The sequence below is a fragment of the Pseudomonas sp. S3_E10 genome, assembly GCF_054667615.1.
The window spans coordinates 3,797,643-3,822,537 of record NZ_CP162743.1; the positions used below are offsets into that span (position 1 = coordinate 3,797,643).

Genomic DNA, 24,895 nt, shown 5'->3' on the forward strand with positions numbered 1-24,895 from the left:
GTAAGACGTTGGATCAAGGAGCGACAAATCAACGTCAGTGAACACCGGTAACAGATTGAAAACAGGCACCAATCCATTTGAACATGGCTTTTCTTCCGGTGGCGGAAGCGGGCGGTTTGCCCTGAAAGCCCGGCAAGAATAGCCGTTGGTAACACAATGAGTAATAGCGCTTCGGAACAAGGACTGTTACCGATACGGCAACAGTTGCCCTGGGCGCCATCCATCCCCCTGATAAGCCACCATCCACCCGATCCATGCCGTCGCCAAGACCCCAGCCAGAGCGCCCGGTAATCCTTTTGAGCGACAACGCGAATCCCTCCTTGGTGCGCTTATCGCTCCCGATGCGCGGCAGTAGGGTGGAGCCTTCTGTCACTCACCGGGGAAGACGCATGACAAAAACAACAATGCGCGCCATCTTCACGCCACAGGCGCTGGCCGCTACGGTTGCCTTGGGTTGCTGTGCCCAGGCTCAGGCTGTTTCGTTCAATATTGGCGAGATCGAAGGGCAATTCGATTCGTCGTTGTCGGTGGGTGCGAGTTGGGGCATGCGCGATGCCGACAAGAGCCTGGTCGGCACCGTCAACGGCGGTACGGGGCAAGCGTCCACCGGGGATGACGGGCGGCTCAATTTCAAGAAGGGCGAAACCTTCTCCAAGATCTTCAAGGGCCTGCACGACCTTGAGCTCAAATACGGCGACACCGGTGTGTTCGTTCGCGGCAAGTACTGGTACGACTTTGAACTCAAGGACGAAGACCGCGAGTTCAAACAGATCAGCGACCACAACCGCAAGGAAGGCGCCAAATCCAGCGGCGCGCAGATCCTCGATGCGTTCGTCTACCACAACTACTCCCTGGGCGACCTGCCGGGCACCGTGCGCGCCGGTAAGCAGGTGGTCAGTTGGGGCGAAAGTACCTTCATCGGCAACTCCATCAACAGCATCAACCCCATTGACGTGTCGGCCTTCCGTCGGCCCGGTGCCGAGATCAAGGAAGGCCTGATCCCGGTGAACATGCTATTCGCGTCCCAGAGCCTGACCAGCCAGCTGACCGTGGAGGGTTTCTACCAGTTGGAGTGGGACCAGACCGTGCTGGATAACTGCGGCACGTTCTTCGGTGGGGATGTGGCGGCGGATGGTTGCACGGGTAATTACACGGTGGGCAGCCCGGCGATTGCACCGTTGCAACCCGTGGCCGCGCGCTTTGGCCAAGGCTTTGGGGTAACCAATGAAGGGGTGATCGTACGCCGCGCCGGCGACCGTGATGCTCGCGATTCCGGTCAATTTGGCGCCGCCCTGCGGTGGTTGGGGGACGACACCGAGTACGGTTTGTACTTTATGAACTACCACAGCCGGACGCCGACTGTGGGGACAATTACCAACAACTCCAACGCGACGACGATGGACGCCATCCGCGACCTTTCCAACCTGTTGCGGCCGAATACGGGAGATAGCCTGGTCACCAGCACGATGCTCGGCCGTGGCCAGTACTACCTTGAATATCCGGAAGATATCCGCCTGTTTGGGGCCAGTTTCTCCACCACCCTGCCCACCGGCACCGCGTGGACCGGTGAGATCAGCTATCGCCCGAATGCCCCGGTGCAGTTGAATACCACCGACCTGACCCTGGCCCTGATCAACCCGACGTCCGGCCAACTCGCCTCGCCCATCCGCAGCAATTTCGGCAGCGACAACAAAGGTTATCGTCGCAAGGAAATCACCCAGATCCAAAGCTCCCTGACTCAGTTCTTCGACCAGGTGCTGGGCGCCGAACGCCTGACGCTGGTGGGCGAAGCGGCCGTGGTACACGTGGCCGGGCTGGAAGATAAATCCAAACTGCGTTACGGCCGTGATTCGGTGTACGGCGCCTATGGTTTCCAGGGCGACACCGACGGTTTCGTCACTTCCACCTCGTGGGGCTACCGCGCGCGGGCGATCCTGGACTACAACAACGCGATTGCCGGGGTGAACCTCAAGCCCAACCTGTCCTGGTCCCATGACGTGGCCGGTTACGGTCCCAACGGTCTGTTCAATAAAGGCGCCAAGGCCATCAGCGTCGGCGTGGATGCGGACTACCGCAGCACCTACACCGCCAGCCTCAGCTACACCGATTTCTTCGGTGGCGACTACAACACCCTGACCGACCGTGACTTCCTCGCCCTCAGTTTCGGCGTGAACTTCTGATCTGGCTTAAAGAAGGACAAGAACCTATGCGTAAGACAATTGCAGTATTGGCCCTGAGTCTGTTGGCCGCCCACGTGATGGCGGCGGTGTCGCCGGAAGAAGCCGCCAAGCTGGGCACCATCCTGACCCCGGTCGGTGCCGAAAAGGCCGGCAACGCCGACGGCTCGATCCCGGCCTGGACCGGCGGCATCCCGAAAAACGCCGGCGCGGTGGACAGCAAAGGTTTCCTTGCCGACCCATTCGCCAGCGAAAAACCGCTGTTCGTGATCACCGCCGCCACCGTCGACAAGTACAAAGACAAGCTCTCCGACGGCCAGGTGGCGATGTTCAAGCGCTACCCCGAGACCTACAAGATCCCGGTGTACCCCAGCCACCGTACGGTCAACCTGCCGGCGGATATCTACGAGTCGATCAAGCGCAGCGCGCTGAACGTCAAGGCGATCAATGACGGTAACGGCCTGGAAAACTTCACCGGCAACCGTTACTACGCATTCCCGATTCCGAAGAACGGCGTGGAGGTGCTGTGGAACCACATCACCCGTTACCACGGCGGTAACCTGCGCCGCATCATTACCCAGGCCACCCCGCAGACCAACGGCAGCTACACGCCGATCCGCTTCGAAGAAGAAGTGGCGGTGCCGCAAGCGATCCCGGATATCGATCAGGCCAAGGCGGCCAACGTGCTCAGCTATTTCAAGCAATCGGTCACCGCCCCTGCGCGCCTGGCGGGCAACGTGCTGTTGGTGCATGAAACCCTCGACCAAGTGAAGGAGCCACGCCTGGCCTGGATCTACAACGCCGGCCAACGCCGCGTGCGACGCGCGCCGCAAGTGTCCTACGACGGCCCGGGCACCGCCTCCGACGGCCTGCGCACCACCGACAACTTCGACATGTTCTCCGGCGCCCCCGACCGCTATGACTGGAAGCTGGTGGGCAAAAAAGAGATGTACATCCCCTACAACAGCTACAAGCTCGACTCGCCCTCGCTCAAGTACGACGACATCATCAAGGCCGGGCACATCAACCAGGACCTGACCCGCTACGAACTGCACCGGGTGTGGGAAGTGGTCGGTACGGTCAAGCCCAGCGAGCGGCATATCTATGCCAAGCGCCACATGTACATCGACGAAGACAGCTGGCAAGTCGCGCTGGTGGATCACTACGACGGCCGCGGCCAACTGTGGCGGGTTGCCGAAGGCCATGCGCAGTTCTATTACGACCACCAGGTGCCGGCCTACACGGTGGAAACCCTGTATGACCTGATCGCCGGGCGCTACATCGCGCTGGGCATGAAAAACGAGGAGAAAAGCAGCTTCGTGTTCGGCTTCGCGGCCAAGGCGGCGGACTACACCCCGGCGGCCTTGCGGGCTGAGGGCGTGCGCTGATCCCGGATCGAAGTGGAGGCAAAATGTGGGAGGGGGCTTGCTGCCCCCTCCCACACTGGTTTTGTACACATGGGGTTCTATGCATGGCCCTCAATCACCCCGCTGAATACTTCTTCAACAACCGCCCGCCTCAGGACTAGGGTACGCATCACGTTGCATAACAATAAAAACGCAGGATGCAGCAATGACTGCCATGACACGCTGCCTGGACCGTCCTGGATTCATGCCTCGGCTGTCCGCCCATCATCTGCTGCGCCCGCGCCTGGCCGAGCCGTTGCTGGCGGCGCAGGTACGGGTCAAGTTGTTGTGCGCGCCCGGCGGCAGCGGCAAGAGTGCCTTGCTCGCTGAATGCGCATTGCAGGCGCCGACGGGTTGTCAGGTGTATTGGCTGCCCCTCAATGGCGTGGCCCTCAGCCCGCTCGACCTGTGTCGGCACCTGGCGCAGAACCTGGGCCTGGCGTTTACCGATGAAGCCACCTTGCTGCTGGACCTCAGCCGTTGGCAGACCCCTGCCTGGCTGTTCCTCGATGATTTTTGCCGCTTGCCCGCTCCTGCCACCGACGCCTTGCTCGATCGCCTACTCATTGCCAGCAGCCCGGCGCTGACCTGGTGGCTGGGCGCGCGACGGCGGCCGGCGTGTAACTGGCCGCGGCTGCTGCTCGACGATGAGCTGCTCGAATGTGGCGCCGAACTGGCGTTCAACCCGGCGGAAATCCAGCAACTGCTCAGCCATGCGCCGGGGCAGACTCTGCACAGTGTGTTGCAGTTCAGCGCCGGCTGGTGCGCCGGGGTGCGCATCGCCTTGCTGGGCGACGGCCATCCCGACAAAACCCTGCTCGATTACCTGCAACATGAACTCTTCAGCACCCTGCCGCCCGAACTGACGGAGGCCTGGCAGGTGCTGGCCCATCTGCCGCGTTTCAACATTGGCCTGTGCGAGCATCTGTTCGGCGCCGGTGATGGCGACCAGTATCTGCGCGATCTACAGGCCCTCGGTGCATTTATCCAGCCGTGGGAAGACAGCGACTGGCTGCAGGTTTTTCCGCCGCTGGCGCAGTTGATGCGCAACGCACCCTGGCCGGCCAAGCGCTCGTGGCACCGGCGCGCCTGCCAATGGTTCTGCGCCGAACAGGACTGGCAGGCCGCCTTCGAGCAGGCGCTGTTGGCCGAAGAATATGAAGTGGCGGTGAGCCTGTTGCAGCACTTCAGTTTCGAGGACCTGTTCCGCCAGCAAAACGCCGCGCTGCTGTTGCGTCTGCATGAACAGCACGGCGATGAATTGATGCTCGGTTCGGCGCAACTGGTGGGCCTGCTGACGGCGGCGCTGCTGTTCGCCGGGCGCTTCGATCAGGCGGCGGTGTGCATCGATCAGCTCGCGCGGTTTGCCCCGCAATCCACGGCGCCCCGCCAGCGACATTTGCTGGCGCGCTGGCAGGCGCAGTGGGGCTGGCTGTTGCACCTGGGCGGCGATGCCGAGGGTTCTCGCGGGCATTTTCTGGAAGCCCTGCAAGCCTTGCCCGACAGCGCCTGGACCTCGCGCCTGATGTGCCTGTCGGGGCTGACCCAGCAAGCCTTGCTGCGCGGTGAACTGGACGTGGCCCAGGGCCTGAACCGCGAGGCGTTGTGCCTGGCTCGCGCCCATGGCTCATTGTTGCTGGAGGCGCTGCTCGAGCTGGATCACGCCCAGTTGCTGGAACAGCGCGGCGCGCCTTACCGTGCGCAAAGCCTGCTGGAAGGGGTGCAGGCGATGTTGCTTAAACAGCGGCTCAGCGCGGGCCCGTTGGTTGGGCGTATCGCTCTGCGCCGTGGGCATCTGGCCCTGCGCCAGGGGCAGGATAGCCTGGCGGTGGAGTGTTTCGAGAGCGGCATGAAGATGTGCCTGCACAGCCAGGACAAACGCGTGCTCTACGGGTTTCTCGGCCTGGCGCTGGTGGCTGCCAATCGTGGCGATTACGCCCAGGCATTTTTCCAGTTGCGCGAGGCCGAGCGCCTGATGCAGCAACGCCAGGTGCCGGACACGGTGTACCGCGCCGTGCTGTTGTTGGTCAGTGGGCACTTCTGGTTGCAGCAGGGCCGCGCCGAACTGACCGTGGAAGCGATGCGTCGCGTATTGCGCCACTTCCGTGGGCCCCAGGCCAAACAAGCGCCGCCGGCCACCCTGGAATTGATCCCGCGCCTTGAATACCTGCTGGTGTTGGCGGAGGTGAAGCTCGGTTGCGCCGAGCAACCGGTGGCGCGGCTCAGTGCCTTGCTGCAGGCGACTCATCAGCGCGGCATGCTCTGCCTGGAAACCGAACTGCACCTGGTGCTGGGGGAAGTCGCCTGGCACGTCGGCGAGCCCGCGTTGGCGCGTCGCTCGCTGCAAAACGGCTTGGAGTTGGCCGAGCGTTGCCAGGTGCAACAAGCGATCCGCGAGCTGCGGCTACGCTCGCCGGGGTTGTTGAGTGAACTGGGCATGGAACCCCGCGCATGCACTTCGGGGGCAGTGGAAAACCCCTTGAGCCAGCGTGAGTTGGAGGTGTTGCAGTTGATCGCGTTGGGCAGTTCCAACCTGGAAATCGCCGACCGGCTGTTTATTTCCCTGCACACCGTCAAGACCCACGCGCGGCGTATCCACAGCAAGCTCGGGGTGGAGCGACGCACCCAAGCGGTGGCCAAGGCCAAGACGCTGGGCTTGATGGTTTAAATGAAGGCCTGGCGGTAATCGCCAGGCGCCGCGCCCATGGCCTGGCGGAAGCGATGGGTGAAGTGGCTGGCGCTGGAAAACCCGCACAGCAAGGCAATTTCACCCAGGGCCAGGGCGCCGCTGCGCAGCAGGTGTTGCGCGCGGCTGAGCCGGCGCGCCAGCAGGTACTGGTGGGGCGGCAGGCCGAAGCTTTGGCGGAACATCCGCGCGAAGTGGTAGTGCGACAGCGCACACAGCCCGGCCAGTTGCCCGAGGCTGAGCGGCTCTTCCAGGTGTTGCTCGATGTAGTCCACCAATAGCCGTCGCTGGTATGCCGCCAAGCCACCTTTGAGGCGCAGGCCTTCGCGGCTGCCGACTTGGCTGAGCAAGGTGTGGCTGAGCATTTCATGGGCCAGGCTGCTGGTCAGCAAGCGTTCGGCGGGCTCGGCCCAGTTGAGGGCGATGAGCTGGTGGAAGCGCCGGGCCTGGCGGGCGTCTTCCAGGAAGGTGCTTTCGCGCAGCTCCAGCGCGCGCGGTTCGCGGTCGAGCAGGGTGACGCAACCCAGGGCAAATTGCTCCGCGCTGAAATACACATGGGCCAGGCGGATCTCACCGTTGATCACCCACGCCGACTGGTGCTCGGCCGGCAGGATGCACAACTTGTCGGGCCCACCCTTGGTGCCCGGTTGGTCACGCCGAAACGTGCCGGTGCCGCCGCCGATGTAACAGGACAAAGTGTGATGGCTGGGCGCCTGGTAATCCTGGGCGTCGTGGTGGTTGCTCCACAAGGCTGCGGACAAGCCGTCACCGAGCTCGGCGCAGGCTTCAAGGCGTGCGTTGGGCGAGCGGTTAAGGGCTTGAAAGACTTGCAGGGATTCCAGGTCTGGCATGGTGAGTGTTCTCCGACGCTTTGCATCCTACTCCGCGAAGCCTGCGCTGTGATCCGGGCGCCCGACAAAAGCGCAAGATTGTGCAAGAACGGTGTACGGGTTCAAGGCGACACTGTGGCTCAACCGATGGAGCCCGCTATGAACCTTTCTTTGTATCTACTCACCGTGCTGATCTGGGGTACCACCTGGATCGCACTCAAATGGCAGTTGGGCGTGGTGGCGATTCCGGTGTCCATCGTCTATCGCTTCGGCCTCGCGGCGCTGGTGCTGTTTGTGTTGTTGCTGCTCAGCCGCAAGTTGCAGGTGATGAACCGACGCGGGCACCTGATCTGCCTGGCCCAGGGCCTCTGCCTGTTCTGCATCAACTTCATGTGCTTCCTGACCGCCAGCCAATGGATCCCCAGCGGCCTGGTGGCGGTGGTGTTTTCCACGGCCACGTTGTGGAACGCCCTCAACGCCCGTGTGTTCTTCGGCCAGCGCGTGGCGCGCAATGTATTGATGGGCGGCGGTCTCGGCCTGGCGGGCCTGGGTTTGCTGTTCTGGCCGGAACTGGTGGGGCATACCGCCAGCCCTCAGACCTTGCTCGGCCTCGGCTTGGCGTTGCTGGGGACGATGTGCTTCTCGGCGGGCAATATGTTGTCGAGCCTGCAACAGAAGGCCGGGCTCAAGCCGTTGACGACCAATGCCTGGGGCATGGCCTATGGCGCCGCGATGCTGGCGACCTATTGCGCGGTAAGCGGGATCCCGTTTGAGATGGACTGGAGCGCACGCTATATCGGTGCCTTGTGGTACCTGGTGATTCCCGGGTCGGTGATCGGCTTTACCGCCTACCTCACGTTGGTGGGGCGCATGGGGCCGGAGCGGGCGGCGTATTGCACGGTGCTGTTTCCGGTGGTGGCGCTGAATGTGTCGGCGTTTGTCGAGGGCTACCAGTGGACCGCGCCGGCGTTGGCGGGGTTGGTGCTGGTGATGGTGGGGAATGTGTTGGTGTTTCGTAAGCCGAAGTCTGCCAGCCCGGCCTTCCAGGCGAAGACCGTCTAATGTGGGAGGGGACTTGCCTCCGATGGCAGTGTGTCAGCCAGACCGCTATAGCGGGGCAAGCCCTCTCCCACATTTCCTGCATTTCATACATTTGATCCAGTTGTGTGGTTATTTGAGGCCAAGGCGCTTGGCCATGCGGCCCAGGTTGGCGCGGTCCAGGCCCAGTTCGCGGGCGGCGCCGGCCCAGTTGTGCTGGTGGCGTTCGAGGCAGGCGTTGATCACCTGGCGCTGGTAGTGCTCGGTGGCCTGGCGCAGATCGCCGGTTATCGGCGCCACTGGGCTGGGCGCGTCAGCGACCGGTGCGCCGACATCAGGCAAGTCCAGGTCCTGGGCGCTCAGGCTGAGAATCTTCGGACGTTCGCGACAGTTGCCCAGGGCTTTCAACGCGCTGCGTCCGATCAGATGCTCCAGTTCGCGCACATTGCCTGGCCAGTTATAGGCCAACAGTGCCGCCTGGGCGTCGCTGCCTAGGCGCAGGCTGCCCAGGCCCATGCGTGAGCGGTTCTGCTCCAGGAAGAAACCCGCCAGCAGCAATACATCACGTCCGCGCTCGCGCAGCGCGGGCACTTGCAACGGGTACACGCTGAGGCGGTGGTAGAAATCGGCGCGGTAGCGGCCGTTGCGCACTTCATCGGCGAGGTCGCGGTTGGTGGCGGCGATCAGCCGCACATCCACCTGGTGCTCCTTGTCCGACCCCAGGCGCTGCAACTGGCCGCTTTGCAGTACCCGCAGCAGCTTGGCTTGCACGGCCAGCGACAGTTCGCCCACTTCATCCAGGAACAACGTGCCGCCATTGGCCAGTTCGAACTTGCCCCGGCGCTCGTTCAACGCGCCGGTAAAGGCGCCGCGGACGTGGCCGAACAGCTCGCTTTCCACCAGGGTTTCCGGCAGGGCAGCGCAGTTGAGGCTGATCAGCGGTTTGTCCGCACGGGTTGATGCCGCGTGAATGGCCTGGGCCACGAGCTCCTTGCCCACTCCGGTCTCGCCGGTGATCAGCACGGTCAGGTCGCTGCCGCCCACCAGTTTGATTTCCTCGACCAGGCGTTTATGAGCCTTGCTTTGGCCGATCATCTCGTTGTGTTGCTGGCCGCTGGCCTGACGGTAGATCTCGGCGCGCTGGTGTTCGTCTTCGGCACGCAGGGCCAGGCGTTCGATGCGTTCGGCGACGTTGACGGTGGCGGCGGCGAGGCTGGCGAAGGCTTGCAGGGCGTCGAGCTCAACCCGTTCGAAACGTTCGGTGTCGAGGGCGTCCAGGGTCAGCAGGCCCCAGGGGTGGTCGTCGACAAACAACGGGCAGCCCATGCAGTCGTGGACTTCAAGGTGCCCGTGCAGGCCATCGACCAGGCCGTCGTAAGGGTCGGGCAGTTCGCTGTCGCTGTCGAAACGTGTCGGGCCGGGGCTGCTCAGCAGCACGCCGAAGCGCGGGTGTTCGCTGACCTTGAAGCGCCGGCCGAGGGTGTCGGCGCTCAAGCCGTCCACCGCCAACGGTACCAGCCATTCGCCATCCAGGCGCAGCAAGGCGGCGGCATCGCAGGGCAGCAGGGCGCGCATGGCTTGCAGCAGGCGGCGGTAGCGCTCGCCTTCGGGCAGGTCGCGGGACAGGTCGGCGACCAGGGGCAGCAGGGTGGTGAGCAGCGACTGTGCGGTCATAATGACTCCTTGTAGTCCTTATGACTATAAAGTGTAGGAAGTCATACTGACTACATATAATTTAAGATATTGAAAAATAACGGTTTATTAGTTGGCATGAATGCTGACTAGGTAAAGGCAGTCAGTAAAGAAGCCCAGGAGGCTCCCATGCTTAGTGCCCAAGACCGTGCCATCGTCAAATCCACCGTGCCTCTGCTGGAAAGCGGCGGTGAGGCGCTGATTACCCATTTTTACCGCATGATGCTCGCCGAATACCCTGAGGTGCGTCCGCTGTTCAACCAGGCTCACCAAGCCAGCGGCGACCAGCCTCGCGCCCTGGCCAACGGCGTGTTGATGTATGCGCGGCATATCGACCAGCTTGACCAACTCGGCGACCTGGTGGCGAAGATCATCAACAAGCACGTGGCGTTGCAGATATTGCCCGAGCATTACCCGATCGTGGGGGCGTGCTTGCTGCGTGCGATATCCGAGGTGCTGGGCAGCGAGATTGCCACCCCCGAGGTGATGAATGCCTGGGGCGCCGCCTATGGGCAACTGGCGGATATTTTGATTGGCGCCGAGGCGGCGATCTATGACGAGAAAGCCCATGCGGTGGGTGGCTGGCGCGGTGCGCGATCGTTTACCGTGGTCCAGCGCGTGCAAGAGAGTGGCGAGATCACCTCCTTTTATTTCGCCCCGGTGGACAACGGCCCGATCCTCAAGGCCGCGCCCGGCCAATACATCGGCATGAAGCTGGTGCTCGACGGCGAAGAAGTGCGCCGCAACTATTCCCTGTCGGCCTTGAGCGATGCCGGCCAGTACCGCATCAGCGTCAAGCGCGAAGTGGGTGGGCGGGTGTCCAATTACCTGCACGATCAGTTGCAGGTCGGCGCGACGATCGAGCTGTTCCCGCCAGCGGGCGAGTTCACCCTGGCAGACAGCGACAGGCCACTGGTACTGATCAGCGGCGGCGTCGGCATCACCCCAACCTTGCCGATGCTCGAAGCGGCCCTGGCCACCCAGCGCCCGGTGCACTTTATTCATTGCGCGCGTAATGGCGGGGTGCATGCGTTCCGCGAGTGGGTGGATGCACTGGCGGCCAAGCATCCACAGCTCAAGCGCTTCTATTGCTATGCCGAGGATGACGGGGTGAGCGCGGCGGCGGATAAGGTCGGGCTGCTGAGCCAGGAGCAACTGGCCGAGTGGCTGCCCGAGCAGCGGGATGTGGACGCCTACTTCCTGGGGCCTAAAGGCTTCATGGCGGCGATCAAGCGCCACCTCAAGGCGTTGGGCGTGCCGGAGAAACAGAGCCGCTACGAGTTCTTTGGCCCTGCGGCTGCCCTGGAATAGATTTTTCGAAACAACACTGTTCAAAGTGTGGGAGGGGGCTTGCCCCCTCCCACATTTGCTTCTCTATTCCTCCAAATTAATCCGCTGTTAACCCCCTTCTGTTTTAACCACTCCCTGTGTGTAAACTTGCGCCCATAGGCACAACCAAACTAAGGAATACGGGGATGAGTGACGAATTGCGTTTAGGCAGGGAGCGGCGCTTTCTGGTGTTGCTGGGCATTATCTGCCTGGCGCTGATCGGCGGGGCGTTGTACATGCAGGTGGTGCTGGGCGAGGCGCCATGCCCGCTGTGTATCCTGCAGCGTTATGCCTTGTTGTTGATCGCGCTTTTCGCGTTCATTGGCGCAGCCATGCGCACCAAGAGTGCGCTGACCTTTTTCGAAGGGCTGGTGGTGCTCAGCGCCCTCGGGGGCGTGGCGGCGGCCGGGCATCATGTGTACACCCAGTTTTTCCCACAGGTGAGCTGCGGCGTTGATGTGCTGCAACCGATTGTCGATGACCTGCCGCTGGCCAAGGTCTTCCCGCTGGGCTTCCAGGTCGATGGTTTTTGCAGCACACCGTATCCGCCGGTGCTGGGCTTGTCGCTGGCGCAATGGGCGCTGGTGGCGTTCGTGCTCACGGTGGTCCTGGTGCCGCTGGGCATCTATCGCAATCGCCAGCGCAAGGCCTGACCCATTCGCTCAAACGCCCCGGTCCCTCTACAAAGAAGGCCGGGGCGTTTTTGCATGTGCGGGTTTTGTGAACAGAGCGTGACGCCGGACAATTTTGGGTGCGCGCAGTGTGCGACATGTTGTCACACGGAAGCGGGCGCAGGACGTTTCCACGCCGCCGAACCGCACTTTAAATTTGCAAAAAACAGCCGGGGTGTGCTGTCAGTTTGCAGCTTGGACAATGCCGCCAACCTCACGCCGCACGCGTGTTTGCGTGATGTCCGAATGCCTTGTTTTCTGGGGGCTTGCATAGGTTTTACCTGCCCTTACAAGGCGTATGGGGTGTGGCGGTTTGCCCTATAACACGGCAATTTTTGTGGTTTTTGTTGAGAATCGAACGCGATAAGATCGCGAACCTTTGCGATATTGGTGAAGGATTATTGCTGCTTTCGATAAAAATTATTTCTTTATAAGACATGGTTTATACATCGCCAGCTAACTACAATCGCCCGCACTGAATGTCCGGTGCTGTTCAATATTTGAGCATTGGAGCGGTCGAGGGGGCAGATGGATGGCTCTGTGCGACCCCAGGTTCCGGCAGCCTTTCAACTATCCGCACCAAAGGGAATTGGTCTGTAACAAGGCCTTTAACCACGAAATCGAATAAGAACTCACCGCAGGTCCGTGCAACGTACATGTGTGACGTGACGGGCAGGCTCTTATTCAATCGAAGAGAAATGCCAACCCTTGGCAGGGTGAAGTGTTGGCGATCAAAACCCAACTGCATTGCGCAAGCTGCTTTAGAGGTCGTGAGATGAGTAAAAACAGGTACCCCCGATTACTAGGCTTTTTGCCGCTGCTTGGCATGTTCTTAATGCTGGGAGGCTGCAAGTGGACCTTGCTCGACCCAAAAGGACAGGTCGGCCTGGATGAACGAAACCTGATCATCACCGCCACCCTGCTGATGCTGCTGGTCGTGGTCCCTGTGATCATCATGACCTTCGCCTTCGCCTGGAAATACCGCGCGTCCAACACCAGCGCCACCTACGCGCCGAAGTGGTCGCACTCCACCAAGATTGAAATCGCGGTGTGGCTGGTTCCGATCCTCATCATCATTGCCCTGGGTTATGTGACCTACAAGTCGACCCACGCACTGGACCCGTACCGTCCGCTGGAATCCGACGTCAAGCCGATCAACATCGAAGTGGTCGCGCTGGACTGGAAGTGGCTGTTCATCTACCCGGACCTGGGTATCGCCACGGTTAACCAGATCCGCTTCCCGGAGCACACTCCGCTGAACTTCAAGATCACCTCCGACGCTGTGATGAACTCGTTCTTCATCCCTGCCCTGGGCGGTCAGATCTACGCGATGGCAGGCATGCAGACCAAGCTGCACCTGATCGCCAACCAGAAAGCTGAAATGGAAGGCATCTCCGCCAACTACAGCGGCGCTGGCTTCACCGGCATGAAATTCAAAGCGATCTCGACGAGCCAGGAAGACTTCAACGCCTGGGTAGCCGAAGTCAAGGCCGCACCTAAACAGCTTGATCAAGCTGAATACGACGCCCTGACCAAACCAAGCCAGAACAACCCAGTCGCCCTGTACTCCGCGTACGAGCCGAACCTGTTTCAGAAAATCGTCGACAAGTACGAAGGCATGAAACCAGGCAAACCGGTCAAGCACGAGAAGAAAGAAGTGGCCGCGGTTGAAGGTTCTGACACGGGCGCGCATTCAACTGCTGGGGCAGAGGAGTAAACGATGTTTGGTAAATTAAGTTGGGATGCGGTCCCGTTCCACGAGCCGATTGTGATGATTACCATCGCCATGATCGCGCTGGGTGGTCTGGCACTGTTTGCAGGTATCACTTACTTCAAGAAGTGGACCTACCTGTGGACCGAGTGGCTGACTTCGGTCGACCACAAGAAAATTGGCGTGATGTACATCATCGTTGCCATGGTCATGCTGCTGCGCGGCTTTGCCGACGCCATCATGATGCGTACCCAGTTGGCCATGGCCACCGAGGGTTCGCCTGGCTACCTGCCGCCTGAACACTATGACCAGATCTTCACCGCTCACGGTGTGATCATGATCATCTTCATGGCGATGCCTTTCTTCACCGGCCTGATGAACCTTGCGGTGCCGCTGCAGATCGGTGCGCGTGACGTTGCCTACCCGTTCCTGAACTCCCTGAGCTTCTGGCTGCTGGTTTCCGGTGTTGTGCTGATCAACGTGTCCCTGGGCGTCGGCGAATTCGCCAAGACCGGTTGGGTTGCGTATCCGCCGTTGTCGGGCATTCAGTACAGCCCTGGCGTGGGTGTGGACTACTACATCTGGGCGCTACAGTTATCAGGGCTCGGGACGACGCTGACGGGGGTCAACTTCCTGGCCACCGTGCTGAAGATGCGCGCCCCTGGCATGAAACTGATGGACATGCCGATCTTCACCTGGACCTGCACCTGGGCAAACGTACTGATCGTGGCTTCGTTCCCGATCCTGGCCGCTACCATGGCGCTGCTGTCGCTTGACCGTTACCTGGATTTCCACATTTTCACCAATGAACTTGGTGGCAATCCGATGATGTACGTGAACCTGTTCTGGGCATGGGGTCACCCTGAGGTGTACATCCTGATCCTGCCGGCGTTCGGTATCTTCTCCGAAGTGATCTCGACCTTTACCGGCAAGCGCCTGTTCGGTCACCACTCGATGGTCTACGCCTCGGGCGCGATCTCCGTACTGGGCTTCATGGTCTGGCTGCACCACTTCTTCACCATGGGTTCGGGGGCCAGCGTCAACGCCTTCTTCGGCCTGGCGACGATGCTGATTTCCATCCCGACGGGGGTGAAGCTATTCAACTGGCTGTTCACCATCTACCACGGTCGTCTGCGCATGACCAGCCAGGTCCTGTGGACCCTGGGCTTCATGGTGACCTTCGCCATCGGCGGCATGACCGGCGTACTGCTGGCCATTCCGGGCGCTGACTTCGTGCTGCACAACAGCCTGTTCGTGATCGCGCACTTCCACAACGTGATCATCGGTGGTGCGGTATTCGGTTACATCGCCGGCTTCAGCTTCTACTTCCCGAAAGCGTTCGGCTTCAAGCTGCACGAGGGTTGGGGCAAGGCTGCGTTCTGGTTCTGGATCTCGGGCTTCTTCGTCGCGTTCATGCCGCTCTATGCACTGGGCTTCATGGGCATGACCCGTCGTCTGAACGCCACCACCAACCCTGAGTGGGTGCCGTACCTGTACGTCGCCATGTTCGGTGCGGTGATGATCGCTGTGGGCATCGCCTGCCAACTGATCCAGCTGTATGTCAGCGTGCGTGATCGCAAGCAGAACATGTGCGAATCCGGCGACCCGTGGAATGGCCACACCCTGGAATGGTCGACCTCGTCGCCACCGCCGTTCTACAACTTCGCCGTGATCCCGACTGCGAACACCATCGATGCGTTCACCGAAGCCAAGGAAGACGGTACTGCGTACCAGCAACCCAAGCACTACGAACCGATCCACATGCCAAGCAACACCGCCACTGGCGTGGTGATGGGTGCGCTGTTGACCGTGTTCGGTTTCGCGATGATCTGGCACATCTGGTGGCTGGCAATCGTGAGCCTGGTGGGCACCATCGGCTACTTCATTGTCCACGCAGCACGTGATGATCAAGGCTACATGGTGCCGGTCGAGACAATCGAGCGCATCGAAGCCGAGCAGCACGCTCGCCTGGTAGCCGAGAAGAAAATCCCGGCCAACCGTGTTGAAACCTCGTTGGAACAGGCTTAAACCATGTCGAACTTAGTGACCAATGCTGGACACGCCCATGTCGATGACCATGGGCACGATGACCATCACCACGACTCGGGGCCAATGACCGTCTTCGGTTTCTGGCTCTACCTGATGACCGACTGCATCTTGTTTGCGTCGATCTTCGCGGTGTACGCGGTACTGGTAAACAACGTAGCGGGTGGCCCGTCGGGCCACGACATCTTCGAACTGCCTTACGTGCTCGGCGAAACCGCCTTGCTGTTGTTCAGTTCGATCACCTACGGCTTCGCCATGTTGGCCTTCTACAAGGGCAACAAGAAAGGCGTGCTGAGCTGGCTGGGCCTGACGTTCCTGTTCGGCCTGGGCTTCATCGGCATGGAGATCAACGAGTTCCACCTGCTGATCTCCGAAGGCTACGGCCCGCACCGCAGCGGCTTCCTGTCGGCGTTCTTCACGCTGGTTGGCACCCACGGCCTGCACGTTTCGGCCGGCCTGCTGTGGATGGCGGTGATGATGTATCAGGTCAATAAGCACGGCCTGACCAACACCAACAAGACGCGCCTGAGCTGCCTGAGCCTGTTCTGGCACTTCCTGGACGTGGTCTGGATCTGCGTATTCACCGTCGTCTACTTGATGGGGACTCTGTAATGGCTAATGCACACTCCCATGACAGCCACGATGCAAGCCACGGCAGCGTAAAGTCTTACGCTATCGGCTTCATCCTGTCGGTCATCCTGACCCTGATCCCGTTCGGCCTGGTGATGTACCCGACCTTGCCGAAGTCGATCACCCTGATGATCGTCCTGGCGTTCGCGGTGATCCAGGTGCTGGTTCACCTGGTGTACTTCCTGCACCTGGACCGCTCCGAGGCCCAGCGCGAGAACGTGATTGCGTTCGTGTTCGCAGGCCTGGTGATCGTTCTGCTGGTTGGTCTGTCGCTGTGGATCATGTTCAGCATCCACACCTACATGATGGCGAAGTGAGGTAAGACCCGATGTCGCTTAAGCACTTTATCCAAATCACCAAACCGGGGATCATTTTCGGTAACGTGCTTTCTGTGGCGGGCGGTTTCTTCCTGGCCTCCAAGGGACATGTCGATCTGGCCATCTTCCTGGCTGCGATGATCGGTACGTCCCTGGTGGTGGCTTCCGGTTGCGTATTCAACAACTGCATCGACCGTGACATCGACATCAAGATGGAGCGCACCAAGAATCGCGTGCTGGTCCAGGGCCTGATCTCCCTGAAGCTGGCACTGATCTATGCGACCGTTTTGGGTGTTGCCGGTGTGGCGCTGTTGTACAAGGTGGCCAACCCGCTGGCGGCGCTGTTTGCCGTGATCGGCTTTGTCATCTACGTCGGCCTCTACAGCCTGTACCTCAAGCGCAAGTCGGTTCACGGCACGCTGGTGGGCAGTCTGTCGGGGGCGATGCCGCCGGTGATTGGTTATGTGGCTGTGACCAATAGCTTCGACATGGCCGCGCTGACGCTGCTGGTGATGTTCAGCCTGTGGCAGATGCCGCATTCCTACGCCATTGCGATCTTCCGTTTCAACGACTACCTGGCTGCGTCGATTCCGGTCCTGCCGGTCAAGCGTGGTATCCAGGTCGCCAAGAAACACATCCTGCTCTACATCCTGGCCTTCCTCGTGGCGACCTTGATGTTGACCTTCAGTGGCTACGCCGGCATGAGCTACCTCGCCGTCGCCGCCGCCATGGGCATGTACTGGTTGTACATGGCCTGGACCGGCTACAAGGCGGTGGATGACACCGTCTGGGCGCGCAAGCTGTTTGTGTTCTCGATCTTCACCATCACCGCGCTCAGCGTGATGATGTCCCTGGATTTCCAAGTGCCCAAAGAGCTGTTGCTGACTTACGCACACTGAGTGGCATGAGCAACAAAAAGCCCCGCCTTCGCAAGAAGCGCGGGGTTTTTTATTGAGTGACCCTTAAACTAGCGCTAAACCCTATCCGTGCAGGAAGCAAAGCAATGAGTAAAAAAGCCGTTATGGTGTTCAGTGGCGGGCAGGATTCGACGACCTGTCTGATCCAGGCGCTGGCGCTGTATGACGAAGTGCACTGCATCACCTTCGACTACGGCCAGCGCCATGTGGCGGAAGTCGAAGTCGCCCAACAGTTGGCCAAACAGTTGGGAGCCACCGTTCATAAAGTGATGGATGTGTCGTTGCTCAACGAGTTGGCCATCAGCAGCCTCACGCGTGACAACATCCCGGTACCCACCGTGAACAGCTCGGGCGACAGCCTGCCCAGCACCTTTGTGCCCGGGCGCAATATCCTGTTTTTGACCCTGGCGGCAATTTACGCATACCAGGTCAAGGCTGAGACGGTGATCACCGGCGTCTGCGAAACCGACTTCTCGGGCTACCCCGACTGCCGCGACGAGTTCGTCAAGGCGTTGAACCAGGCGCTCAAGCTGGGCATGGAATACGACGTGCGCCTCGACACGCCGTTGATGTGGCTGAACAAGGCTGAAACCTGGGCATTGGCTGATTACTACCAGCAACTGGACTTGGTCCGTGAGCAGACACTGACCTGCTACAACGGCATCATCGGCACCGGCTGCGGCAACTGCGACGCGTGCAACCTGCGCGCGCGCGGTTTGAATGATTACCTGCAGAACAAAGCGCGGGTCATGCAGAGCCTCAAGCAGAAGTTGCCACTGGCCTGACCGCCGACCGTCATGGCAGCTGCTTCGGCAGCTGCAACGACGCCAGGCAACGGCCGATCACGCAGTGGCGTTGGTCAGGTAGCGTTTGAATAATGAACGTGCGCCATAGGCCGGCAAGATGTTGAAGAACGCAAAACCGACTTTGATCGCGATCTGCACGTAGATCATGCTCACAATGTCGCTGGTCTGCATGGCGCCATAAAACGCGATAAAACAGAACAGGAAGCTGTCGATAATCACCGCAAAGAACGTGCTGAGGAAGATGCGCAAGTACAAGTACCTGGAGTTGGTCAGCTCTTTGATCTTGCACAGCAAATACGAGTTGATGTTCTCCGACACCAGGAACGACACCGACGACGCGATCAATACCGATGACACCTGCACGATCACTGCGTTGTAAGGCCCATCGAGCTTCCAGCCTGGCAGGCCGGGCAGAAAGGTCGAGCCGTAGAGCAGGATAATAATCATCGCGTTGCTGGCGAAGGCAAACAGGATGGCCTTTCTGGCAAGCCTTAGGCCGAAGTTCTCGTTGAGCAGATCCACGATCAGGAAGGTCAGCGGATACAGGAAAGTGCCCGGTGTGACGATGATGTCGAGGGATTCGATGTAGATCGGTTTGGTCGCGGCAATGCTGGTAAAAATATAAAACGTGAAGAGCAGCAGGTTCAGGATGATGTAGATCATCCAGGAGTTTTCATTGCGATCATTGAGGTCGTACGCGGTGACCGCGCCGCCCTGGGAATAAAACTTCTTGTACAGGTTTTTAATTTCCATTTTGTTCAGATTGTCCATGATTTCGCTGTTTAAGACTTCGCTCAACTTGACCCGAATGATCTTGCCCGTGGCGATGATCATGATCACCGCCAGGCACTTGTCATTTTCAAAGCCAAGCAGTTTGTATTTGCTGTTTTCGATCTCGCCTTCATACGCCGTCATTGAAGCGCTCCTCAATGATATCGCCCAGTACACACAGGCGTTCTGAGCTGGCGCAGGGTTCACGGCGGATAGACAGCGTCTGGGTGGCCCTGTCGAACACCAACTTTTCCTTATCGTCGCTCGACATGCCCTTTTGGATGATCAACAGATCGCCCGGCTCGTTCACCCCCGGTATGGCCTGCTCCAGCCGCACGCCGATCAGGTTGTGGGACGTGCCGAAGTAGTACGTAAGGGGGAAGAGTGTGGCCAGTTCGCCAATGCGCTTGTCCAGGTGCTGCATGACCTGGCTTTGCTTGAGCACCGGCACGGCCGCCGGGTTCATGTTGCCTTGGGGCGAAACGCTGCTCTCGATAAGCTCTTTGGCTTCAAAATCGATGGTCTCGATTTCTTTGTAAGACACACCGAAAAAATCTGAAATCTTGCGCAGGGTCGACTGCTGCACGTTGACGACCTTTCCTTCGAGGATGTTGTAGATCGTGGTGCGGGTGAGCCCGGCGGCGTTGCACAACGACAACTGGGTCTCGCCGCGGCTCTTGATCAGATACTTGATGTTGCTCTTCAAATGCTCGGTTTTTTCGCGTCTGTGCATCACGTGCTCACCACTTCCTTTTAGTCAGAACCTTTGGACCTTGCCGCTGCCATGGGATGTTTTCCAGCGATTGAGCGCCCATCCGGGGCGTTTATGGCTGCGTGGCGGGCGCAAGTGTTGCACGCGTGCGGTTCAACAATAAAGTCCAAGATGCTCGGCGCTGGCAGCAGGCAAGGCAGATGGCCATTAACTCGGTTGGAGCGGACGAAAGAGAACATATAATTTGGAAAATGTTTAATTTCCTGTTTAATTGGTCGCCACGGTTCAGGACGAACTGACGAGCAGCAACCCAGAAAAGGACATCGCCCATGGCAGTCAACACCGTACAACTGCAGGATCAGGCTGACTTGCTGCGCCGAGGCATGGCAGATCTGCGCGCCGAGGACTTGGAGCTGGCGATGCTCCTCGACGCCGAAGTCGAGCGTCAACACCGAACCCTGTCGCTGGTGCCTTCCTCCTGCGCTGTAAAACCCCGCACTCTGGCGGCGTCTGCTTCTGCACTGGTCAACGTCACCGCCGAGGGCACGCGGGGCAGTCGCCATCGCGCCGGTTGCGAGAATGTCGACCGGGTCGAATCCCTGGCGATTGGCCGCGCCCGTGAACTGTTTGATGCCCACTACGCCCATGTTCAGTCGCACTCCGGCTCCCATGCCAACGCCCAAGTGCTGTCCGCACTGCTTGAACCTGGCGATACTCTGCTGGGCATGGCCCCTGATCATGGTGGGCACCTTACCTACGGCAGCCCGGCGATATTTACCGGCGCCTATTACAAGGCTATCCGCTACGGCACCACCGCCGAGGGGCTGATTGATTACGCGCAGGTGCGCAGCCTGGCACTGGCCCATCGGCCACGCGTTATCCTCTGCGGTGCTTCGGCCTATTCGCGAGTGGTGGATTTCGAGCGGTTCCGTGCAATTGCCGATGAGGCGGGCGCGATCCTGCTGGCGGACATCTCCCATATCGCCGGGCTGGTGGCGACAGGTCGGCACCCAAGCCCGATCAATGCGGCACACGTCACCACCACCTGTACTCACAAACAACTGGGCGGCCCACGCGGCGGGCTGATCCTTTGCGGTCGCGATGCACATACCAAGGTGCCCGGCTTGCGGGCGACGTTCAGCCGTGTGCTCGACCAGGCTGTATTTCCGCGCATGCAGGGCGCGCCGGCGGTCAATATGATCGCCGCCAAAGCGGCCGCGCTGGGCTACGCGATGACCGCGGAGTTTGACGCCTGCATGGGCCGGGTTCGCAGCCTGGCCGATGAGCTGGCCGGTGCATTCCTGGCCCGCGGCTATGAAGTGGTGGGCGGGCGCAGTGAAAACCATACCGTGCAGATCCGCTTGCGCGACGGTATTAGCGGTTCCATCGCCGAAGTGGCATTGGAAAGCTGCGGCATCGTGGTGAACACGCATCGCGTGCCGGGCCAGGCCCGCGCGTGCGCTGTCGACAATGGGTTGAGCATCGGCACCGGATCCATGGCGCAACGTAACATCGACACCGATGGCTGCCGACAGGTCGTCGATCTGGTGTGCCGAATACTGCAGCAGGTGACGCCGCTCGGCGAACACGAGTACCGGTTGGAACCGGCAATGCAGGCGCAATTGCGTGCGGAACTCGAGCACCTGTGCGCGAAATATCCCATCGCCGACTACTGGGAAAGCTGAGGCCGTGGCTGGAAAAAAGCCCCGCCTTGAGTGGTCGCGCGCGGCTCGTTTATCGGGGCTCGGTTAAATCATCCGACGCTTGTCTCGTCATACCTTTCAATAGGAGCAGTGCCCATCCATTCCCTCTACACGGAGTAGTCACCATGGTCAGCGTCAGCCGTCGATCCCTTCTGGCCCTGGGGGCCGCCCTGCCGGTGCTGGGCCACCTGAATTGGGCGGTCGCCGCGCCGCCGGCGGCGGAGACTGACGAGGTGCTGCTCAACTATAACGAAAGCCCCTACGGACCATCGCCGGCGGCCCGCGCGGCGATGCAGCGCGGGATCACGACGGCCGGGCGATATCCCTACACGCATATGTACGCGCTGGCCGGTTTGTTTGCCCAGCAACACGGGCTTGCCGAAACGCAGGTGGCGGTATTTTCCGGTTCCATGGCCGCATTGCGTTATGCCGTGCTGGCGTTTACCAGCCAAACCCGTGGCCTGGTAATGGCCACGCCGTCGTACGAAGTGCCACGGCAGGCAGCCGAGTCACACAAGGCGCCCGTCAAGGAAGTGAGCCTCAACGCCGAGCATGCTCACGACGTGTCGGCCATGCTGGCGGCCGACCCGCAGGCTGGCATGCTGTACCTGTGCAACCCTAACAACCCCACCGGCACCCTGACCCCGATCGAAGCCATCCGCCAGGCGCTGACCAACAAACCCAAGGGCAGCGTGCTGGTGGTGGACGAGGCTTACATCGACTTTGCCGACACGCCGAGCGTGGTCAATTGGGTCAAGGACCACGACGATCTGCTGGTGCTGCGCACCTTTTCGAAAATCTATGGCATGGCCGGTGCGCGCCTGGGCTTGGCGATCGGCCACCCGGCGTTGCTGGAACGCTTGGCGGTATTTGGCGGCGACAACGTTCCGGCGGGCGCTTCTTTGCTCGGAGGCCTTGCCAGCCTGGAAGACGTGAAATTATTGGCGCAACGCAAGGCGCTCAATGCCCAACTGCGCGATGAGACCATCACGTGGCTCAAGGGTCGCGGTTTCGCCTGCACGGCCTCCCAGGCCAACTGTTTCATGATCGACGTCAAGCGGCCGGCGGAGCAGGTCATCGAGACACTCGCCGCACACGGCGTACTCATCGGACGGGTGTGGGAAAACTGGCCGCAGTGGGTGCGGGTGACGGTGGGGAGCAAGCAGCAGATGGCGCGCTTTCGCGAGGTGTTCGCGGCGCAGGTTGAGCGCGTCGGTTGATACCACGTGTGGGAGCGGGTTTGCTCCCACACGTTCAGTTGTGCGGTGTTGCCTGGAGGGGTTATTGCTGCGCGATGCTGTAGCCTTCGAACGCGCTCTGTTGCTGCAGGGCGGTGATCACGCTCTTGCGGCTCAGCGGCTGTTCAATGCCGGCGTTATCCACAAAGCTGTCCACTTCCAACTCCGCTTCATCGCCTTCGCCTACAAAGCGCAAACCCAGGAACTCGAAGGCTTCACGGTCGACATTCAACTTGGAGCGCGGCGTGCGCAGGGGCAGCGTGACGCTGACGCCATCTTTGCTGATCACAAACACTTCGGCTTCTTTCTTGGCGCGTGCGGCCTTGCCCTTGCCGGTGCTTGGGTTGCTGATGGCCTGGTGAGACTGGTTCAGCACTTTGAGGGCCAGGCCGTAGACCAACTCCTGGAACTCGGGGTCGTCCTTGAAGCTGGACAGGATGCGGCTGATCGAGAATTTGCTGCTCAGGTCTTCCAGTGCGATGTTGTCGGCGGCTTCGGCGTCTTTCAACTGCTTGAGCTGGCCCATCAGTTCGTAGGCTTTGTCGTCGTCGAAGGCATCGTGCGCCTGGCGGATGGCGATGCGCAGTTCGCGGATCTGATCGCTTTCCTTGGAGGTATGGAACGCGTCCAGCACCATCTCGCTGATGATCTTGGCGGCGGGTACATGCTGTGAAAGATTGATGGCATTTTCGTATTCAGCTTTGGCGTGCAAGGCGACTACGGATTCTTCGGCGGTGTGTTCGGTGTAAGAATCGGACATTGAAATTTCACTACTTCAGTAAACGGGGGAGACAAAAAAACGTCGCGCATTTTCAGGGGGCGGGGGAATCAGGTCAAGGCAGCACAATGCCCTTATCGTGCGGTTGGGCTGCCGGCCGGCGGATGCGGGGGTTAAACCAACTGCTTGAGACACGCTTGAAGAATATCCAACCCTTCTTCCAGTACCGCAGGTTCAATGGTCAGCGGCGCCAGCAGGCGAATGATGTGCCGAGACTTGCCACTGGGCATCAACAGCAAGCCGGCGTCCCGCGCCAGGCTCAGCAACTGGGCCAGTTGCTTGGGCGCGGCTGTACCGTCGGCATGCGCCAGTTCTATGCCGCGCATGGCACCAACGCCAGTCAAGCGGCCCAGGTAGGGCGACAGATGCTGCTCGCGCCAGGCCTGGTAGCGACTGACGATGGCCGCTTCTTGCCGGGCGCCCCACGCGTGCACCTGTTCATCGGTCATTGCATCCAGGGTCGCCAACGCCGCCGCGCAGGCGATGGGGTTACCGGAGTAGGTACCGCCCAGCCCGCCCTTGGGCAGGTTGTCCATCAACGCTTTGCGCCCGACCACCGCACCCAGTGGCACGCCGCCGGCGATGCTTTTGCCGAGCAGGATCAGGTCGGGTTCGATGCCCAGGCGCGAAAAGGCGAAACGCTGGCCGGTGCGGCCAAACCCTGATTGGATTTCGTCGGCGATCAGCAGGATATTTTTTTCATCGCAGAAACGCCGCAGGGCTTGGGCGAATTCGCTGTCCAGGAGCAGAAAGCCGGCTTCGCCCTGTACCGGTTCGATGATGAAGCAGGCTACATCGTCGACGTCGATTTCTACGCTGAACAGTCGGTCCATGGCCTTCAATGCTTCAGCGCAGGTGACACCGTTATCGGCACTGGGGTAGGGCAGGTGATACACCGGGCCGGGCAGTACGCCGACCTTTTGCTTGTAGGGCGCCACTTTGCCATTGAGGTTGAGCGTGGCCAGGGTGCGGCCGTGGAACGCGCCGTCAAAGGCGATCACCGCCGTGCGGCCCGTGGCCCCGCGCACGATCTTCAAGGCATTTTCCGCGGCCTCGGCGCCGCTGTTGGTGAGCATGCCGCTGACCGGATAGCCCACCGGAATAAACGCGGTCAGGCGATCCATCAGTTCGAGGTAGGGCTTGTGCGGCGCGGCGTTGAAGGCGTAGTGGGTCAGTTGGGTCGCCTGTTCACGAATCGCCGCCACCAAGGCGGGGTGGCAATGGCCGAGGTTGAGCACGCCGATGCCACCGACAAAATCGATATAGCGCTTGCCCGAGGTGTCCCAGACTTCGGCGTTTTTACCGTGGCTGAGGCTGATGGGGTGAACGACGGAAATCGACTGGCTGATGGTTTCGCGGCTCATGGATCCTGGACTCGGCAGTGGCGGGCGTCTTTTTATCTAAGCTGCCGGCGGGGCCCTGGCGCAAAGGAAATAA

General features: G+C 60.5%; 20 protein-coding genes. 14 read left to right on the forward strand and 6 right to left on the reverse strand.

The window, feature by feature from the left end:
• Positions 1-389 precede the first annotated feature (389 nt).
• From AB4N98_RS17335 to AB4N98_RS17345, 3 genes are all read left to right on the forward strand, one after another.
• Positions 390-2,180, forward strand: a complete 1,791-nt coding sequence (locus AB4N98_RS17335; protein WP_460148841.1) for a DUF1302 domain-containing protein — start codon at positions 390-392, stop codon at positions 2,178-2,180.
• 26 nt (positions 2,181-2,206) lie between these two features.
• Positions 2,207-3,565: a DUF1329 domain-containing protein gene (locus tag AB4N98_RS17340; protein ID WP_217855365.1), complete on the forward strand. Its 1,359-nt coding sequence runs from the start codon at positions 2,207-2,209 to the stop codon at positions 3,563-3,565.
• Positions 3,566-3,749: 184 nt separating this feature from the next.
• Complete coding sequence (locus AB4N98_RS17345; protein ID WP_217855363.1) at positions 3,750-6,251, forward strand: LuxR C-terminal-related transcriptional regulator; 2,502 nt, start codon at positions 3,750-3,752, stop codon at positions 6,249-6,251.
• On the opposite strand, the gene AB4N98_RS17350 is transcribed toward AB4N98_RS17345, so the two are convergent.
• Positions 6,248-7,120 (reverse strand): helix-turn-helix domain-containing protein, encoded by an 873-nt coding sequence (locus AB4N98_RS17350; RefSeq protein ID WP_017531103.1) that lies wholly within the window; start codon positions 7,118-7,120, stop codon positions 6,248-6,250. The genes AB4N98_RS17345 and AB4N98_RS17350 overlap by 4 nt on opposite strands.
• A gap of 138 nt (positions 7,121-7,258) precedes the next feature.
• Between AB4N98_RS17350 and AB4N98_RS17355 the strand changes: the two genes are divergently transcribed.
• A complete protein-coding gene (locus AB4N98_RS17355; RefSeq protein ID WP_017531102.1) occupies positions 7,259-8,161 on the forward strand; it encodes a DMT family transporter in 903 nt (300 codons plus the stop codon).
• A gap of 108 nt (positions 8,162-8,269) precedes the next feature.
• Here the strand turns inward: AB4N98_RS17355 and norR are convergent, their stop codons facing one another.
• Positions 8,270-9,811, reverse strand: a complete 1,542-nt coding sequence (norR, locus tag AB4N98_RS17360; protein WP_017531101.1) for a nitric oxide reductase transcriptional regulator NorR — start codon at positions 9,809-9,811, stop codon at positions 8,270-8,272.
• A 147-nt stretch (positions 9,812-9,958) separates the two neighbouring features.
• On the opposite strand from norR, the gene hmpA reads away from it, so the two are divergent.
• The 8 genes from hmpA (at position 9,959) to queC (ending at position 18,235) form a co-directional block, all read left to right on the forward strand.
• Positions 9,959-11,140 carry an NO-inducible flavohemoprotein gene (gene hmpA / locus AB4N98_RS17365; RefSeq protein ID WP_017531100.1) on the forward strand — a complete coding sequence of 394 codons (1,182 nt, stop codon included), beginning with the start codon at positions 9,959-9,961 and terminating at the stop codon, positions 11,138-11,140.
• A gap of 164 nt (positions 11,141-11,304) precedes the next feature.
• On the forward strand, positions 11,305-11,811 hold the full coding sequence (locus AB4N98_RS17370) for a disulfide bond formation protein B (protein WP_068937464.1): 507 nt from the start codon (positions 11,305-11,307) through the stop codon (positions 11,809-11,811).
• A gap of 793 nt (positions 11,812-12,604) precedes the next feature.
• Positions 12,605-13,546, forward strand: coding sequence for a ubiquinol oxidase subunit II (cyoA, locus tag AB4N98_RS17375; RefSeq protein WP_026067513.1), 942 nt, complete (start codon positions 12,605-12,607; stop codon positions 13,544-13,546).
• Between the two features lie 3 nt (positions 13,547-13,549).
• A complete protein-coding gene (gene cyoB / locus AB4N98_RS17380; protein WP_003176005.1) occupies positions 13,550-15,568 on the forward strand; it encodes a cytochrome o ubiquinol oxidase subunit I in 2,019 nt (672 codons plus the stop codon).
• Between the two features lie 3 nt (positions 15,569-15,571).
• Positions 15,572-16,198 (forward strand): cytochrome o ubiquinol oxidase subunit III, encoded by a 627-nt coding sequence (locus AB4N98_RS17385; RefSeq protein ID WP_003176004.1) that lies wholly within the window; start codon positions 15,572-15,574, stop codon positions 16,196-16,198.
• Complete coding sequence (gene cyoD / locus AB4N98_RS17390; protein WP_003176003.1) at positions 16,198-16,533, forward strand: cytochrome o ubiquinol oxidase subunit IV; 336 nt, start codon at positions 16,198-16,200, stop codon at positions 16,531-16,533. The genes AB4N98_RS17385 and cyoD overlap by 1 nt, the downstream gene beginning before the upstream one ends.
• 11 nt (positions 16,534-16,544) lie before the next feature.
• Positions 16,545-17,432: a heme o synthase gene (gene cyoE / locus AB4N98_RS17395; protein WP_003194050.1), complete on the forward strand. Its 888-nt coding sequence runs from the start codon at positions 16,545-16,547 to the stop codon at positions 17,430-17,432.
• A 104-nt stretch (positions 17,433-17,536) separates the two neighbouring features.
• Positions 17,537-18,235, forward strand: a complete 699-nt coding sequence (gene queC / locus AB4N98_RS17400; RefSeq protein ID WP_460148842.1) for a 7-cyano-7-deazaguanine synthase QueC — start codon at positions 17,537-17,539, stop codon at positions 18,233-18,235.
• A 57-nt stretch (positions 18,236-18,292) separates the two neighbouring features.
• Here the strand turns inward: queC and AB4N98_RS17405 are convergent, their stop codons facing one another.
• Both AB4N98_RS17405 and AB4N98_RS17410 read right to left on the reverse strand, forming a co-directional pair.
• Positions 18,293-19,171, reverse strand: a complete 879-nt coding sequence (locus tag AB4N98_RS17405) for a queuosine precursor transporter (protein ID WP_017531096.1) — start codon at positions 19,169-19,171, stop codon at positions 18,293-18,295.
• The gene (locus tag AB4N98_RS17410; RefSeq protein WP_017531095.1) at positions 19,158-19,760 is read right to left on the reverse strand and encodes a helix-turn-helix transcriptional regulator; all 603 of its coding nucleotides are present in this window, start codon (positions 19,758-19,760) and stop codon (positions 19,158-19,160) included. The genes AB4N98_RS17405 and AB4N98_RS17410 overlap by 14 nt, the downstream gene beginning before the upstream one ends.
• Positions 19,761-20,068: 308 nt before the next feature.
• On the opposite strand from AB4N98_RS17410, the gene AB4N98_RS17415 reads away from it, so the two are divergent.
• Positions 20,069-21,424, forward strand: a complete 1,356-nt coding sequence (locus tag AB4N98_RS17415; protein WP_017531094.1) for a serine hydroxymethyltransferase — start codon at positions 20,069-20,071, stop codon at positions 21,422-21,424.
• 143 nt (positions 21,425-21,567) lie between these two features.
• On the forward strand, positions 21,568-22,662 hold the full coding sequence (gene ptaA, locus AB4N98_RS17420) for a pyoverdine biosynthesis transaminase PtaA (RefSeq protein WP_116079742.1): 1,095 nt from the start codon (positions 21,568-21,570) through the stop codon (positions 22,660-22,662).
• Between the two features lie 61 nt (positions 22,663-22,723).
• Here the strand turns inward: ptaA and AB4N98_RS17425 are convergent, their stop codons facing one another.
• Both AB4N98_RS17425 and AB4N98_RS17430 read right to left on the reverse strand, forming a co-directional pair.
• Entirely contained in the window at positions 22,724-23,440 is a 717-nt protein-coding gene (locus AB4N98_RS17425; protein ID WP_116079741.1) for a hypothetical protein, read from the reverse strand.
• Between the two features lie 131 nt (positions 23,441-23,571).
• A complete protein-coding gene (locus tag AB4N98_RS17430; protein WP_135196886.1) occupies positions 23,572-24,822 on the reverse strand; it encodes a 2-aminoadipate transaminase in 1,251 nt (416 codons plus the stop codon).
• Positions 24,823-24,895 lie beyond the last annotated feature (73 nt).

Bases quoted from the DNA above. Each gene is read 5' to 3' on its own strand.
- AB4N98_RS17335 (WP_460148841.1), top strand. From the start codon at position 390: ATGACAAAAACAACAATGCGCGCCATCTTCACGCCACAGGCGCTGGCC.
- AB4N98_RS17340 (WP_217855365.1), top strand. From the start codon at position 2,207: ATGCGTAAGACAATTGCAGTATTGGCCCTGAGTCTGTTGGCCGCCCAC.
- AB4N98_RS17345 (WP_217855363.1), top strand. From the start codon at position 3,750: ATGACTGCCATGACACGCTGCCTGGACCGTCCTGGATTCATGCCTCGG.
- AB4N98_RS17350 (WP_017531103.1), bottom strand. From the start codon at position 7,120: ATGCCAGACCTGGAATCCCTGCAAGTCTTTCAAGCCCTTAACCGCTCG.
- AB4N98_RS17355 (WP_017531102.1), top strand. From the start codon at position 7,259: ATGAACCTTTCTTTGTATCTACTCACCGTGCTGATCTGGGGTACCACC.
- norR (WP_017531101.1), bottom strand. From the start codon at position 9,811: ATGACCGCACAGTCGCTGCTCACCACCCTGCTGCCCCTGGTCGCCGAC.
- hmpA (WP_017531100.1), top strand. From the start codon at position 9,959: ATGCTTAGTGCCCAAGACCGTGCCATCGTCAAATCCACCGTGCCTCTG.
- AB4N98_RS17370 (WP_068937464.1), top strand. From the start codon at position 11,305: ATGAGTGACGAATTGCGTTTAGGCAGGGAGCGGCGCTTTCTGGTGTTG.
- cyoA (WP_026067513.1), top strand. From the start codon at position 12,605: ATGAGTAAAAACAGGTACCCCCGATTACTAGGCTTTTTGCCGCTGCTT.
- cyoB (WP_003176005.1), top strand. From the start codon at position 13,550: ATGTTTGGTAAATTAAGTTGGGATGCGGTCCCGTTCCACGAGCCGATT.
- AB4N98_RS17385 (WP_003176004.1), top strand. From the start codon at position 15,572: ATGTCGAACTTAGTGACCAATGCTGGACACGCCCATGTCGATGACCAT.
- cyoD (WP_003176003.1), top strand. From the start codon at position 16,198: ATGGCTAATGCACACTCCCATGACAGCCACGATGCAAGCCACGGCAGC.
- cyoE (WP_003194050.1), top strand. From the start codon at position 16,545: ATGTCGCTTAAGCACTTTATCCAAATCACCAAACCGGGGATCATTTTC.
- queC (WP_460148842.1), top strand. From the start codon at position 17,537: ATGAGTAAAAAAGCCGTTATGGTGTTCAGTGGCGGGCAGGATTCGACG.
- AB4N98_RS17405 (WP_017531096.1), bottom strand. From the start codon at position 19,171: ATGACGGCGTATGAAGGCGAGATCGAAAACAGCAAATACAAACTGCTT.
- AB4N98_RS17410 (WP_017531095.1), bottom strand. From the start codon at position 19,760: ATGCACAGACGCGAAAAAACCGAGCATTTGAAGAGCAACATCAAGTAT.
- AB4N98_RS17415 (WP_017531094.1), top strand. From the start codon at position 20,069: ATGGCAGTCAACACCGTACAACTGCAGGATCAGGCTGACTTGCTGCGC.
- ptaA (WP_116079742.1), top strand. From the start codon at position 21,568: ATGGTCAGCGTCAGCCGTCGATCCCTTCTGGCCCTGGGGGCCGCCCTG.
- AB4N98_RS17425 (WP_116079741.1), bottom strand. From the start codon at position 23,440: ATGTCCGATTCTTACACCGAACACACCGCCGAAGAATCCGTAGTCGCC.
- AB4N98_RS17430 (WP_135196886.1), bottom strand. From the start codon at position 24,822: ATGAGCCGCGAAACCATCAGCCAGTCGATTTCCGTCGTTCACCCCATC.